Origin of the sequence: Methylobacterium sp. E-025 (genome assembly GCF_022829705.1) — a bacterium.
Classification (GTDB): domain Bacteria; phylum Pseudomonadota; class Alphaproteobacteria; order Rhizobiales; family Beijerinckiaceae; genus Methylobacterium.
Genome location: NZ_JAKSYR010000091.1, coordinates 1 through 13,736 on the forward strand (window position 1 = coordinate 1; position 13,736 = coordinate 13,736).

The window sequence follows — 13,736 nt, forward strand, 5'->3', positions numbered from 1 at the left end:
CAGGCTGTCGAGCGGGCGCCCGCGCAGGGCCTCGATCACCGCCGGGGTCACGTCCACCAGCTCGTAGCGCGCCAGCAGCCCCTCCGGCGTCGACAGCTCCGCCCCCGCCTCCACGGCACGCGCCGTCGGACCCGAAGCCGGGAGAACCGAGCAGCCGCCGACGAGGCAGGCCGTCAGCGCGAACAGCGCCGTGAAACGAACCATCTTCGAACTCCCGGAGCCGTGCCCGTCTCCGTGAGACCGGCACGCAACGCCCGTATGACCCTGTCGTCTTCGTCGCGAGCCCGCGCCACCGAGGTCCGTGCCGAAGTGTCGGCGGACGACGCGCGCATGGCTGGAGCCTCGACGTTGCGCGCCAAAGCCTGCGATCGCTTTAACGACGGCTCGAGCACGCGCGCCGGACATCGCCCGGCATTGCGTCACGACCGTGGCACGGCCACGCTTGGCCCATCCGCCGACGTCGCGGCCCGGCCGATCGCGGCTCGCAGCCGGCGCCCGAGATCGTCGGCGGTGCGGTCGACCCGACGCGGCGCGGCCGGGTCGGCGTGGCCGAACCGGAACAGCGCGTAGTCGGTGGCGGTGTCGCCGAAGCCGGGCCGGCAGGTCGGCAGGGCGGGCGCGTGGTCGCCGTAGATGCAGAGCGTCGCGTTCAGGCCCGCGAGCGCGGCCACGAGGTCCTCGACCATGCGCCCGGCGGCGGCGACGTGGTGGAGGTACTGGGCGACCGGGTCGTCGATCCCCGGCAGGCGTCCCGGCTTCCAGGGGCCGTGGTTCTCCATGGTGACGCCGAACAGGAACAGCGGCCCGCGCCGTGCCGCGACCTCGGCGCGCACGCGCTCGCCGAAGGCCGCATCGCCGACATAGGGTCCAACGCGGGGCGCGTCGCCGAACGCCTCCTCCATCACGAGGGTGTCGAAGCCGAACGCCTCCATGACGCGGGCGCGCTGGAAGAAGTCGCGGTGGAACGGGTGGACGAAGGTGGTCGCGTAGCCGTTCCGCCGGGCCGTCCGGGCGAGGCTGCCCGGCTCGTTCCCGCGCGAGGCGAGATAGGGGTCGAACACGCCGAAGCCGAGATCGCGCGCGCCGCGCCCGGTGAGCACGGCGTGCTCGGTCCGCATGGTGTAGGCGCCGTGCGCCGGCACCCGCAGGCGGCCGTGCTCGCTGGCGCGCGCCCGGATCAGGTCCATCAGCGGCAGGTGCGGTCCGCCGAGCCGTTCGGGGTCGAGGAAGGATTCGAGCTGGATCACCACCACGACGTCGTCGCCCGGCGGCTGCGCGATCGCGGGCGCTGCGACGGCCGCGGGGCCGCCGCGCTCGCTCCGCCACCGCAGCGCGTAGGCGATCAGGCAGGCGGGCAGGCCGTAGCGGGCGAGGTCGGCTTCGAGCTCCGGCTGCGGGAACCGCCGGGCGACCCGGCCGGTGAACGGCCCGCGATCGGCGGCGACGAGCAGGGCGGCGAGGCCGAGCGGCAGGCCCAGGACGGCGGCCAGGGCCCCGCCGGCGGAGGCGGGCAGCAGGCTCGGCTCGATCCGGTACCACAGCGCGATGCCGGCCAGCCCGAGCAGGAGCGGCACAGCGATCCGCGGGCTGGTGACCGGCGGCACGTAGTAGAGCTGCGGATGGCGCGGCACCTGCGGGAGCAGCGCGAAGTCGCTGAACACCAGCGGCTCGCCGATCACCGCGCGTTTCAAGTGGCTGACGAGGTGGAGGATCGCGACGGTGAGCACGCAGCTCGACGCGGCGAGCCACGGGCGCCACGAGAACACGAACCAGAACAGCAGGATCAGCCCGTAGGCGCCGAGCCGGATGGCGAGGTCGCCGGGCCTGCGGCTCGCGCGCCCCGGCACGTCGCCGAAGCGGAACTCGATCGCGAGGCAGAGGACGAAGGCGACCACCGTCGCGAGGAGGAAGGACATCGTGCTCGGCTCAACCTTGCCCGGGCTTCTGGGTGACGGGCTTGTCGCCGGACGCGACGCCGCGCCGGGCGCGCAGGGCCCGCACGATCGGGTTCAGCAGGCGGTAGCGCGCCCGCATGCCGAAGCCGGCGAGCCGGCCGAGCGCGAGGGCGCTCGGGGGCGCCGCGGCGCGGGCGGCGCTGAGGCGGTCGAGCAGCTGCTCGGGGCCGCACGGCTTCATCGCCACCGGATCGAGGTAGCGCGGATACAGGATCAGCGCGCCGGCGACGAGCTCGTCGAGGGCGAGCGTCCGGCCGCGGTCGGCGCCGGGCGCGAGATCCTCGGTGAGGCCCCAGCCGGCATAGAACGGCCGCCCGTGCGTCGCGACGCTCAGGCCCCGGATCAGCGCCTCGAAGCCGGCGAGCGAGGTCATCGTCTCGACGTGGTGCACCCGGTCGAGCAGGTCGACGATGCTCAGGCCCGAGACGATCCGGTCGGCGAGCCCCAGGGCCTCGGCTTCGGGGATCGCGCCGGGGCGGAACCCGGCCTCCACGTCGGGATGCGGCTTGTAGAGCAGGAAGGCGTCCCGGTTGCGCGCCCGCGCCGCCTGCAGCAGCGCCCGGTTCGAGCGCACGTTCGGCGAGCCGTAGCGGACCGAGGCGTCGTCCTCGACCTGGCCCGGCACCAGCACGATCCGCCGGTCCGCCGGCCACGCGCCCGCGGCGACCGTGAGGCCGACATTGTACTTGCTCAGGCGCCGCGCGACGATCGTCTCGCGCAAGGACTTCGCCCGGGTGACCAGGGCGTCGGAAAATTCGGCTTCGGCCAGGATCCGCGAGAGACGGCTCTCGCGCCGCGGATCGTAGTAGATGCCGCGATCGTCGACCACGATCGAGGCGCCGGGCTGCAGGCTCGCCCCGAGGCCGACCGAGCGCAGGAAGCCGTCCTCGACCCGCGCCAGCGGCAGGCCGGCCTCCGCGCAGGCCGCCTCCAGGGCCTCCGGCGCGCGCGTCGCCCAGGCGAGCACCTGCCCGTCGTGGCGCTTCGCGGCGGCGACTGCGGTGGCGACGGTCATGGTGTGGATCGGCGTGCCCTTCGGGCCGACGGCGAAGGCGTCGAGCGCCGGCCGCTTCCAGCGCGAGATGCCGACGTAGACGACGCGCCGCGCGTTCTCGGAAAACCGCGCCCGGAGCCAGGCGACGCGCTCGGCGCAGGCCGCGCGGTCGATCGGCGCCCGCGTCCAGGGGTCGAAATGGTGAAGGCCCGGCGTCTCGCGCCCTCCGACCGGCTCGCCGGCCAAGGTCAGGATCAGGCTCGAGAACCCGGTCTCGGCGCTGTCGTAGGGGCTGAGCAGCGGCCCGGGCGCCACGACGAGCGGGGGACGGCCGGCGAGCCGCAGCAGCCGGGCGGCCGGCCCGTCGCGCCAGACGACGGCGCGGCCGCGAAGGCCGGGCGCGCCGAAGCGGCTGCCGGTGGCGGCCTCGATCTCGGCGCGCAGCAGCCGGATCGTGCGGCCGACGGGAAACAGCGTGTCGGGAAGGATCGGGCGCATCACCATTTCGGTCGAGGGCTCCGGGCCGGGCGGGGCGCGCGGCGGCGCCCGGCATCGCCTGCCGGGATCCCGCGACCCATCGTGAGGGCCGAGCGACGGGTCGCGCCGGCCTCGACGCGTTCCTGCCCGGACCCGCGGGCTTTAGCCCAATTCATCCGCGGCAGGCGAATGCTTCCTGGGGCGGGCGGATGAGCCGGACATGAACGGACACCCCCCGGACATATCGCCGCCGCGATTGGCTCCTAGCTCGTTACCCGTTCGGGGCCGGCCGCGACGGCGTTGCGGGACGGCCACGGCCCGGCGGAATCGTGCGGGGCGGAACGGCCCCGGATTGCCGGGCCGCCTCGACCGTGCGACCCGTGGTGGCTGCCCCGTCCCGTCCGCTGAAGGTACAGAGCGCCCCGGAATGCTTCAGCCTCGCCCAGATTCCGTCGATGCGAGCCCGGCGACGTTCCTCTTCCTCCAGGGCCTCGCCTCGACCTTCTTCTCCGATCTCGGCGGCGCCCTGGCCGCCCGCGGGCATCGGGTGCGGCGGATCAACTTCTGTCCCGGCGACTGGCTGTTCTGGCGCGGCGACGCGGACCATTACCGCGGCACCCGGCCCGGCTGGGAGCGCTGGCTCGACGCCTACGTCGCCACCTACGGCGTGACCGACATCGTCCTGTTCGGCGATTGCCGCCCCTATCACGTCGTCGCGCGCGCCGTCGCGGTCGCCCGCGGCCTGCGCGTTCACGTGTTCGAGGAGGGCTACATCCGCCCGAACTGGATCACCTGCGAGCTCGGCGGCGTGAACGGGTACTCGACCCTTCCGAAGACCGCCGAGGGCGTCCGGGCGCTGGCGCGCCGCCTGCCGCAGCCCGGCCGCGCGATGCCCTCGACCGGCGACATGGCCCTGCGCAGCATCTGGGACGTCGGCTACAACGTCGCCAACGTCTGCTTCCCCTACCTCTACCCGCGCTTCCGCAGCCACCGCCCGACGCATATCGCGATGGAATATGCCGGCTGGATCAAGAAGTTCTCCCGCCGCGGCCGGACCAGGCGCGAGGCCGCCCGCTGCAACGAGATCTACAACGCGGTCGGCTGCGACTACTTCCTGCTGCCGCTCCAGCTCGACAGCGACTACCAGATCCGCGTGCACTCCCCCTTCCTCGGGGTCGAGGGCTTCATGGACCGGGTGATCAAGTCCTTCGCAGAGGCCTCGCAGGCGCCGACCCGGCTGCTGGTGAAGCTCCACCCCCTCGATGCCGGCCTGATCAACTGGCGCAAGTTCGCCCGCGCCTCGGCCCGCCGCCACGGGGTGAGCGAGCGCCTCGACTTCATCGACGGCGGCGAGCTGCCCAGCCTGATCGCCGGCGCCCGCGGCGTGGTGATCGTCAACAGCACCGTCGGCATGCTCTCGCTGGAGATGGGCCGGCCGACGATGGCGCTCGGCACCGCGATCTACAACATGCCCGGCCTCACCCATCAGGGCGACATCGACGGGTTCTGGACCGCACCGACCGCTCCGGATCTCGGCCTGATGTCGGATTTCCGCCGCGTGGTGCTGCACCGGACGCAGGTGAACGGCGGCTACTTCTCCAAGGCCGCCATCGCCCGCGCCGTCGCCGCGACGGTCCCGCGGATGGAGGCGGCGCTCCCCGACGCCCGGGTCGCGGCCGCCCGGACGATCCGCGAGGGCGAGGCCGATGCCGGCCGTCTCGCCGAGGTGTATTGATTCGGCCGACCGGCGCGCGGTAGCACCCGGATCATGCCCCACATCCTGATCACCGGCGCGTCGAGCGGCATCGGCGCGGCGCTCGCCCGCCGCTATGCCTTGCCCGGAAACCGCCTGACCCTCAACGCCCGCGACCGCGGCCGCCTCGAAACGGTGGCCGCCGCGTGCCGCGCCCGCGGCGCCGCAGCGACGGTCGTGCCCCTGGACCTGCGCGACCGCGAGGCGGTCCGCGCCTGGATCAGGACCCTCGACGGGGATGACCCGATCGACCTCGTGATCGCCAATGCCGGCGTCAACGGCGGCCATCCGACCGGCGAGGTCGAGAGCGAGGACGTCGCCTTCGAGACCCTCGACATCAACCTCGTCGGCTGCCTCAACGTCGTGCTGCCCTGCGTCACCGCCATGGCGGCCCGGGGGCGCGGGCAGATTGCCCTGATCTCCTCGCTCGCCGCCTACGCGCCGCTCGCCGACGCCCCATCCTACAGCGGCACCAAGGCGGCGCTGGTCGCGCATGGGCAGGCCCTGCGCGCCAAGCTCGCGCCGAGGGGCGTGCGGGTCAACGTGGTGATGCCGGGCTACGTGAAGACGCCGATGGGCGGCCAGCTCAAGGGCTGGCGGCCACTCGAGATGAGCGCCGATCAGGCCGCCGAGCGCATCGCCCGCGGGCTGGTGCGCAACCGGGAGATCGTCACCTTCCCGAGCGTGCTCTTCCACCTCGCCCGGGCCGGCCTCGTCGCACCGGAATTCCTGCGCACCGCCGCCATGCGCGCCTTCCGCTTCCAGCTGCGGCCGCGCCGCTGATGCCCAAGCCCAGCATCGCGCTCTTCGCGCTGGAAGCGCTGCCGAACGCGCGTGCGGTGCGCCGGTTCGTGGCCGACCACGCCGCGGAGATCGCCTTCGTCGGCCTGTCGAATGCCGAGCGGCCCTCGACCGGCGGCCTCGTCGGGCAGGTCCGGCGCCATCTCGCCCGCTCCGGGCCGGCCTTTCTGCCCTACCTCGCGGTGAATTTCGGCCTGCCCGACCTGCTCCGCCCGGTCGCGCCGCTGACCCAGCGCATCGCCCGCACCACCGGCTCGCCCGAGGCGACGCCGCTCGCGACCCTGTGCCGGCGGCACGGCATCCCGACGCTGACGGTCGACGACGTCAACGGTGCCGACGTCGCCGATCTCCTGCGGCGGCACGGGCCGGACCTGATCGTCACCTTTCACTTCGACCAGATCCTGGCGGGCGAGACGATCGCGCGGGCGCGGCTCGGTGGCCTCAACGTCCATCCCGGCCTGCTGCCGCGCCATCGCGGGCCGGTGCCGACGATCCATGCGCTGGCCGAGGGGCCGGACGCCTTCGGCGTGACGGTCCACCGGCTGGCCGTGGCGATCGATGCCGGCGCGATCCTCGAGCAGGCGCCGGTCGCGCTGCCCGCGGACGTGACCGCGACCCGCGCCGCCGTACTGCTGCACGAGCACGGCCGGAACCTGCTCGATGCGGTGCTGGCCGATATCGCCCGCGACGGCGCGGTGCCGGAAGGCCGCACCGTGCCGGTGCTGCCCTATTGCCCGTTCCCGGATGCCGGCTTCCTCAAGGCGATGCGCCGCCGGGGCCGCTATCTCACCGATGTCGGCGACCTGCGCGAAGCCCTGAGCCTGTCGGCGCGCGGCGCTTGATACGGCGGCCTAGGTGATGCGGCGGACCGGAGCGCGCCGGTAGGCGACGCGGGCCAGAACCACGGCGCCTCCGAGCTGCAGGAAGCCGTTCTCGGCGAGGTCGGACGGCGCCAGCTGCCAGTGGACCAGCCCGCGCGTGAGCGCGTTCAGGGCCATGAGGACGAGGCAGAAGGCGGCGGCGGCAAGCAGCGCGGCGACGAAATCGGGCATGGCTCGGCATCCCACTCTCGGACGATGCCGGCCGCCGCAAGAACCGCGCCGGTCGCGTCAGGCCGTCGCCCGCATCGACGCCCGCTCGCCGAAGGTCGCGAACCAGGCGGCCAGGCCCGGTCGGCTCGCGCGCCAGCCGAGCTCGGCGAAGCGCAGGTCGAGGTAGCCGAGGGCGCAGGCGAGCGCGATGGTGCCGATGTCGACGCCCGCGAGCGACGGCGCCTGCGTCTCGAACCAGTCGAGGGCGGTGACGATCTTGGCGGTCTGCCCGTCCATCCACGCCTGCGAGCGCTCGGATTCGGGTCGCGCGGTCAGCTCGTAGCGGATCAGCAGGGCGGCATCGAGCACCGCGTCGGCGGTCGATTGCAGGTTCAGCGCGGTCCAGCGCGCTGCGCCCGGCGCCGGGAACAGGTGGCCGCCGGCGAGCGCATCGAGGTACTCGCAGATCACCCGGCTGTCGGCGATCGCCGCGCCGTCGTCGAGGATCAGGGTCGGGACCTGCGCCAGCGGATGCACGCTCAGCACGCGCCCGTCCCGGGTCACCGGGTGGACGGCGCTCGGCAGCGTCTCGATGCGCTCGGCCAAGCCGAGCTCCTGGGCCGCCACCATCACCTTGCGGACGAAGGGCGAGGTCGGGGAATGGAACAGCTTCATCGGGGTCTCGTCGGCGTGGGCGGCGCGATCAGCGCCGGGCGGCGGGTTTGGCCGGGACGGTGCCGGCCGTCGCCGCCGGCGTGACGGCGGCGGGCGGGCTCGCGCGCGGCGTCTCGACGAAGAGGCGCTTCACCGGCCAGCCGTCGGCCCAGCGCTCCATGTCGCCGAAGCGCGGATTGGTCTTCAGGCCGGTGGCGTCCTGACCGGCGAAGGCCGCGGTCGCCGCGAGGTCGAAGGTCTTCCAGAACGCGAGGTAGTCGAGGGTGTCGGCGCGGGCGTTGTTGATCTGCGCCACCAGCGTCTGCTGCTCGCCGGAGAGCGACATGTCGGCCGACCACTTGAACGGCGGCGGCTTGGTGTCCTTCGGGTCGGCCGGCAGCTTGATCGCCGCGCCGTCGAACGCGGCATCGAGCCCGGCCGGCGCCGCGAGCGTCGCGGTGAGCGCCGGGAAGCCGTGGTCGTCGGAAAGCGCGCGCATGAACAGCTTGCGCTCCGTCGGCACGGCGCTCGCCTCGCGCAGCAGCCGGCGGGCGGCCAGGTCGGCCGCGCGGGCGTCGCGATCGCCGATCATGGCGATCAGCAGCGTCTGCGGCGCGATCTTCGCGAGATCGCCGAGCACGATGCCGCGCGACTTCGGCCCGCTGGCGATGCCGCCCGGCATCACCCCGAACACCAGCTTCGGCACGGGCAGGTCCTGCGCCTTCGCGTCGGCCGCGATGTCCATGGCGAGCGGGACGCCCGCGAGGTGGCCGATCAGCGCGACCTTCCCCAGGTCGGGCTTGCCCTCCGCGTCGGCGGCCAGCGCCTCGAAGGCGGTCTTGAGCGCGCCCTCCGCGTTGGCGACGGCATCGACGGGCCGGGTCCGGTTCACGTCCTGGAAGCGCGGGAACAGGACGAGCCAGCCGTTGCGGGCGAGATGGTCGATCCAGGCGCCGTAGCTCTGCGGGTTGGTGGCGCCCCAGCCGTGCAGGAGCACCGCGACCGGGCGCCCCTCGGCGGGGGCCGCGCCGGCGGCGTGGAACACGAAGGTCGAGGCGCCGGTGCGCCCGACCGCGCGCTTGACGATGGTGAGCTTGCGGTCGCCGACGCCGCCCGGCCCGTCGTTCGGCTGGGCCGGCGGCGCCGCGGCCGCGGCGGGCAGCACCGAGACGAGGAGGCCGAACAGGCCCGCGGCCAACGGGCCGCGATGGTCTTTCAGGAACATGGACGGCTCGATCGCTTCGAGAAGGGGGGCAGACCGCTCGCGGGCCGGCATAGCAGATTCGGCCCCCGGGGCGATGCGCCGGCCTCCTCGCGGCAGGCCCTGCACCGGGGCGGGGTTCGCACGGCGAAGCCTCAGGGTTCGAGGGCGTGCGGGACCAGCTTGCCGCCGGGGCCGATCACCGACGGCCCCGTCGACGATCCGGCCGGGCGCCCGGCCGCCTGCTCGACCCAGGCCAGGATGTCCTCGGCCCGCCACGGCTTCGGGATGAAGGTCGCCGAGACGCGCAGGTCGCTCGGCTGGTCGCCGGCATCGCCCGAGGTGAGGAGCACGCGCACCCGCGGCCACGTGACGCCGATGATCCGCGCCAGCTCGAAACCGCCGATCGGTCCCGGCGTGCGCACGTCCGAGAAGACCACGCTGACCTCGTCGCCGCGATCGTTGAGGATGGCAAGCGCCCGCTCCGCCGTCTCCGCCTCGATCACGGTGAAGCCGGTTTCCTCCAGGAGGGTCGCGGCGAGGAAGCGCTCGTCCGGCTGATCCTCCACCACGAGGATGACGGGCTTCTGTCCGGGCGGGTTCACGTCGGTCATAGCCGGGACACTCTAGGCGGGCCGGATGGTCGGCCCCTCGGATCGGTCGTTCATCGCCATCGTCGATGCGAACGGGGGTCGACCCGTGCGTGCACGCGCCGCCCGGCCCCATCCTGGCATAAACCGGTCGTCCCCGCCGTGTCGGATAGGGCACACAACCCTGAAGGAGCGTGCCGGAGCCGCCGTGACCGCTGGTCGCGGACCGTCGGCGCGACCTAGCCGACGCCGTTCGCCTTCAGGAATGCGAGGGCGCGGCGCCAGCCGTCCTCGGCCGCCTCCTTGCGGTAGCTCGGCCGGTAATCGGCATGGAAGCCGTGCGGGGCCTCCGGGTAGACGACCAACTCCACCAGCTTGCCGGCGGCCTTCGCCGCGTCGCGGGCGGCCTCGGCGGTCGCGACCGGGATGCCGGTGTCGGCGCCCCCGTAGAGGCCGAGCAGCGGTGCGTTGATCTGGCCGGCCACCGATCCGGCGCTGCGCGGCTGGATGTCGGTCGGGTCGCCGCCGAGCGGGCCGTACCACGCGACCGCCGCCTTCAGGTCGCGGCGGTGGGCGTCGTAGAGCCAGGCGGCACGGCCGCCGCGGCACCAGCCCATCACCCCGAGGCGCGCCGGATCGCCCTTGGCGGCGGAGGTCGCCCAGGCGACGGTGGCGTCGAGGTCGCCGATCCACTGCGCGTCCGGCGTCTTCGAGATCACGTCGCGGATGATCAGCTTGGGGTCGGTCATCTGCGACAGGTCGCCCTGCCGGGCGTAGAGCTCCGGCGCAACGGCGCAGTAGCCGGCCTTGGCCAGGCGACGGCAGATGTCCTTGATGTATTCGTGGACGCCGAAGATCTCCTCGATCACCAGCACCAGCGGAAACGGCCCGGCCCCCTCGGGAACCGCGCGATAGCCCGGCATCGGCCCGTCGGCCGCCGGGATCCGCACCTCGCCGGCCTCGATCCCGGTGTCGTCGGTGTGGATGACCTGCGCCTCCACCAGCGTCACCGCGAGGGTGAAGCCGCTGATGAGGCTCGTCATCACGAAGCCCCGCCGCGACAGCGGCGGGACGATCAATCCGTCGAGGCCCTCGCCGCCGCCTTCGTTGTCGTGCGTCATGCCGTGCTCCTCGAACCCTCCGGCCAGCGCACCACGCTGCCGGGCCCGGGTCAACCGTGCGGAGCCGCCCGGGCGGGACGCTCAGGCGCCGGCGGAGACCCGTGCCGGCCGGCGCGCCGGCACCGGGACGGGCCGCGGCGCGGGCTGCGGCCGCAGCAGGTCGGCGAGCGCGACGAACCCGTCGGCCTGCGGCGCCTGCCCGGCGCGGAAGCCGAAGCCGAGAGCGAAGGCCTGGCTCAGGCCGGCATCGCGCGCGATGCCGAACGCGTCGAGCGCGGTCAGGAACGCCTCGCGGAACAGGCTCGGCCGGCACCAGCTCTTCTCGGCCATCTGCAGCGGCCAGTCCCACAGGCCCTCAGCGCGGCGGGCGGCGAGCACGTCGCGACTGATGAAGTAGCCGGTCGTGCGGTGTTCCAGGCCCTCGCCCGACAGGGTCCAGTCGGCGTTGCGGAACAGGACGGCCTTTGCGCAAGAGGCGATAGTTGCGTCGATCATCGGGATCCTCGCCACCTTCGCGGAAGAGGCGCGACTATCGCGCGCCTGTTCCACGTGGAACATACGAGGAACAGTGATCCGCAACGGAACGGGCGTCAAGCGCGATGTTCTCGATGCGTTCATATTTTCCCGGCGCGACGGCGCTCCGGGTCAGCGTGCCTGGAACAGCGGGTGCTCGACGCGGTCGCCGGCCTTGATCCCGAGCTTGGCGGCGACGCCGGCATTCAGCTCCAGCACCGAGAGCACCGGCTCCGGCGATGCGATGATGGCGGTCGACAGCGGCTCGGTGTCGGCAGCGACCCGGGCGATGGTGCCGTCGGCGCGGATGAACAGCATGTCGAGCGGCAGGTAGGTGTTCTTCATCCACATCGCGACCGGCTCGGACCGCTCGAAGTCGAACAGCATGCCGTGGTTCGGCGCCATCGTGCGGCGGAACATCAGCCCGCGGGTGCGGCCGGCATCGTCGCGCATCACCTCGACGTCGAAACGGTGGGTGCCGTCCTTGGAGCGGATGCTCAGCGGCTCAGTCTGGCTCCTGGCCTGTCGCGCCTCCTCGGCCGAGGCGGGAGCGAGCGCCGACGGCAGGGCGGCCATGCCGAGGAGGCCGAGGGCCAGGCCGCCGGCGAGAAGGTTTCGGACGCGAGACAAGCGCAACACCATCAATGCGAGGACGGAACGGCTCCGTCGGGCAGCCGAACCTCGGCGGCCATCACGCCCTTGGAGCCGTCGCCGTATCGCACGAGCACCGTCTCGCCGGGCTTCAATTCGGCGATACCGTAGCGTCGCAGGGTTTCCATGTGCACGAAGATGTCCGGCGTGCCGTCGCCCCGCGTCAGGAAGCCGAAGCCGCGCAGGCGGTTGAACCACTTCACCACGGCGGTCTCGAGCCCGCTCGTCGGCGTCACGCTGACATGGGTGCGCGGCAGCGGCAGCTCGGACGGGTGCGTGGCGGAGGATTGGTCGAGCGACAGGACCCGGAAGGCCTGCCAGCCGCGGGTGCGCTCGGTCGCCTCGACCACGATGCGGGCGCCCTCGCTGGCGTTCTGGTGGCCGTCGCGGCGCAGGCAGGTGACGTGGAGCAGCACGTCGGGCATGCCGTCGTCGGGGACGATGAAGCCGAACCCCTTGGCGACGTCGAACCACTTGATCCGGCCCGACACCTCGACGAGGTCGAGGGGCTCCTCGACGTCGGCCTGCGATGAGGCGCCGATGCCCGCGCCGTCCGTTGCCCGTGAGCTCGCCGGCCCTGATCCGAACCCGTCAGACATGTCGATAAGCAACCTACACCGAATCGCGACGTGCGTTTCCCGGCCAGGATTAACGAAGTCTTGAAGCGGCGAAAGCCTCTTTGCCCGGCAGGCCTGGACGGTCCGACGGCAATGGCCGGCCCGATCGGCACGCTTCCGCGGCGATCCGTGCCGGTTCGGCGAGCATCGAGCAGGCCCAAGTCCGTGTCCGGACTCACGCTTTTGCGCCGGCCGACCCCATCGGAACGCTCCCGGCGCAAACAACCGAGTTCGGTCACTTTCTCGTGACTGTTGCTGCGGCGCAGCAGGTGGCGGGAGCACCGTCGACGCGCCGTCCGCCGCACGAATCTTCGGAGCCGCCCATGGCCGCGCGCGGCGAATGGTGCTTAGGGGGCCGGCCATGCCACCCGATCCCACATTCGCCCCGACGAACGCGCCGGAAGCGCCTGCCGTCGCGTCCCGCCGGATCCCGGCGATCGATGCCGGGCGTGCCGCCGCGCTCGCGGCGATGGCCGCTTATCACCTGACCTGGGACCTCGGGTACCTCCGCCTCACGCCCGAGAACGTCGCGCTGTCGCCCGCGGGGCGGGTCGCGGCGCACGTCATCGCCGGAACGTTCCTCGTTTTGGTCGGGGTCGGTCTGGTGCTGATGAACGGCCGCGGCGTTCGGCTGCGGCCGACCGCCCTGCGGCTGCTGCGGGTCGGCGGGGCGGCGGCGCTGATCACCCTGGCGACGTTCTACGCCTTCCCGGACAGCTTCATCTTCTTCGGCATCCTGCACTGCATCGCGGTGTCGAGCGTGCTGGCGCTGCCGTTCCTGTTCGTGCCGGCGGTGGTGACGGCGCTGGCCGGCGCCCTGGTCGTGGCGCTGCCGCACCTCGTGGCGCATCCGCTGCTCGATGCGCCTGCGCTGTTCTTCCTCGGCCTCGGCCGGCTGACGCCGCAGACCAACGACTACGTGCCGCTGTTCCCGTGGTTCGGGATCGTGCTGCTCGGGGTCGCCCTCGGCCGGATCGCCCTGCCCTGGTTCGCGCGCTCGCGGGCGGGTCTCTGGCAGCCGCGGAGCCGAGGCGCACGGGCTGCGACCTTCGCCGGTCGCCACAGCCTGGCGATCTACCTCGTGCACCAGCCGCTCCTGCTCGGGGCGCTGACGGGCCTGGTCGCGCTAACCGGGCCGCATCCGCGCGCCGGGCTGGCGAAGTTCCGGGCGGACTACGTCGAGACCTGCACCCGCACCGGGGGCGAGCCGGGCTCGTGCCGGATCGCGGCGCGCTGCACCGCCGACGCCCTGCGCAGGGAGGGCCTGTGGTCGGTGGAGGGCCGCGGCTTCACCGTGCCGGAGCGCATGCGGGCGCAGGGCCTGTCGCAGCGCTGCTACGAGGCCTCCGAGGGCACGGCGCCGCCGCCGTAGCCCCCC

14 protein-coding genes and 1 pseudogene are annotated in these 13,736 nt (G+C 73.2%); 4 read left to right on the forward strand and 11 right to left on the reverse strand.

The window, feature by feature from the left end:
• The 3 genes and pseudogenes from MKK64_RS11255 to MKK64_RS11265 form a co-directional block, all read right to left on the reverse strand.
• A pseudogene (locus MKK64_RS11255) lies at positions 1-204 on the reverse strand (sugar transporter); the annotation flags it as partial.
• Between the two features lie 215 nt (positions 205-419).
• Positions 420-1,916, reverse strand: coding sequence for an LTA synthase family protein (locus MKK64_RS11260; RefSeq protein ID WP_243934757.1), 1,497 nt, complete (start codon positions 1,914-1,916; stop codon positions 420-422).
• 10 nt (positions 1,917-1,926) lie between these two features.
• Positions 1,927-3,447: a capsular biosynthesis protein gene (locus tag MKK64_RS11265; protein WP_243934759.1), complete on the reverse strand. Its 1,521-nt coding sequence runs from the start codon at positions 3,445-3,447 to the stop codon at positions 1,927-1,929.
• 406 nt (positions 3,448-3,853) lie between these two features.
• Between MKK64_RS11265 and MKK64_RS11270 the strand changes: the two genes are divergently transcribed.
• From MKK64_RS11270 to MKK64_RS11280, 3 genes are read left to right on the forward strand one after another with little or no spacing between them, the layout of a single operon-like run.
• A complete protein-coding gene (locus MKK64_RS11270) occupies positions 3,854-5,161 on the forward strand; it encodes a capsule biosynthesis protein (protein WP_243934761.1) in 1,308 nt (435 codons plus the stop codon).
• 33 nt (positions 5,162-5,194) lie between these two features.
• A complete protein-coding gene (locus MKK64_RS11275) occupies positions 5,195-5,962 on the forward strand; it encodes an SDR family NAD(P)-dependent oxidoreductase (RefSeq protein WP_147844339.1) in 768 nt (255 codons plus the stop codon).
• Positions 5,962-6,822, forward strand: a complete 861-nt coding sequence (locus MKK64_RS11280; protein ID WP_147844340.1) for a formyltransferase family protein — start codon at positions 5,962-5,964, stop codon at positions 6,820-6,822. Before MKK64_RS11275 ends, MKK64_RS11280 begins: the two co-directional genes overlap by 1 nt.
• 9 nt (positions 6,823-6,831) lie before the next feature.
• Here the strand turns inward: MKK64_RS11280 and MKK64_RS11285 are convergent, their stop codons facing one another.
• From MKK64_RS11285 to MKK64_RS11320, 8 genes are all read right to left on the reverse strand, one after another.
• Positions 6,832-7,032 (reverse strand): hypothetical protein, encoded by a 201-nt coding sequence (locus MKK64_RS11285; protein WP_243934769.1) that lies wholly within the window; start codon positions 7,030-7,032, stop codon positions 6,832-6,834.
• A gap of 57 nt (positions 7,033-7,089) precedes the next feature.
• Positions 7,090-7,686 carry a glutathione S-transferase gene (locus MKK64_RS11290; protein ID WP_243934770.1) on the reverse strand — a complete coding sequence of 199 codons (597 nt, stop codon included), beginning with the start codon at positions 7,684-7,686 and terminating at the stop codon, positions 7,090-7,092.
• Positions 7,687-7,714: 28 nt separating this feature from the next.
• The gene (locus tag MKK64_RS11295; RefSeq protein ID WP_243934773.1) at positions 7,715-8,890 is read right to left on the reverse strand and encodes a chlorophyllase/cutinase-like alpha/beta fold protein; all 1,176 of its coding nucleotides are present in this window, start codon (positions 8,888-8,890) and stop codon (positions 7,715-7,717) included.
• Positions 8,891-9,021: 131 nt separating this feature from the next.
• Positions 9,022-9,480 carry a response regulator gene (locus MKK64_RS11300; protein WP_147729357.1) on the reverse strand — a complete coding sequence of 153 codons (459 nt, stop codon included), beginning with the start codon at positions 9,478-9,480 and terminating at the stop codon, positions 9,022-9,024.
• A 215-nt stretch (positions 9,481-9,695) separates the two neighbouring features.
• On the reverse strand, positions 9,696-10,577 hold the full coding sequence (locus MKK64_RS11305; RefSeq protein WP_243934781.1) for a dienelactone hydrolase family protein: 882 nt from the start codon (positions 10,575-10,577) through the stop codon (positions 9,696-9,698).
• Between the two features lie 81 nt (positions 10,578-10,658).
• Positions 10,659-11,072 carry a hypothetical protein gene (locus MKK64_RS11310; protein WP_243934783.1) on the reverse strand — a complete coding sequence of 138 codons (414 nt, stop codon included), beginning with the start codon at positions 11,070-11,072 and terminating at the stop codon, positions 10,659-10,661.
• Between the two features lie 150 nt (positions 11,073-11,222).
• Positions 11,223-11,732 (reverse strand): DUF192 domain-containing protein, encoded by a 510-nt coding sequence (locus MKK64_RS11315; RefSeq protein WP_409567933.1) that lies wholly within the window; start codon positions 11,730-11,732, stop codon positions 11,223-11,225.
• Positions 11,732-12,340 carry a cold-shock protein gene (locus MKK64_RS11320; RefSeq protein WP_243934785.1) on the reverse strand — a complete coding sequence of 203 codons (609 nt, stop codon included), beginning with the start codon at positions 12,338-12,340 and terminating at the stop codon, positions 11,732-11,734. Before MKK64_RS11320 ends, MKK64_RS11315 begins: the two co-directional genes overlap by 1 nt.
• A gap of 379 nt (positions 12,341-12,719) precedes the next feature.
• Between MKK64_RS11320 and MKK64_RS11325 the strand changes: the two genes are divergently transcribed.
• On the forward strand, positions 12,720-13,730 hold the full coding sequence (locus MKK64_RS11325) for a DUF1624 domain-containing protein (protein WP_243934787.1): 1,011 nt from the start codon (positions 12,720-12,722) through the stop codon (positions 13,728-13,730).
• The last annotated feature ends 6 nt before the right edge of the window (positions 13,731-13,736 follow it).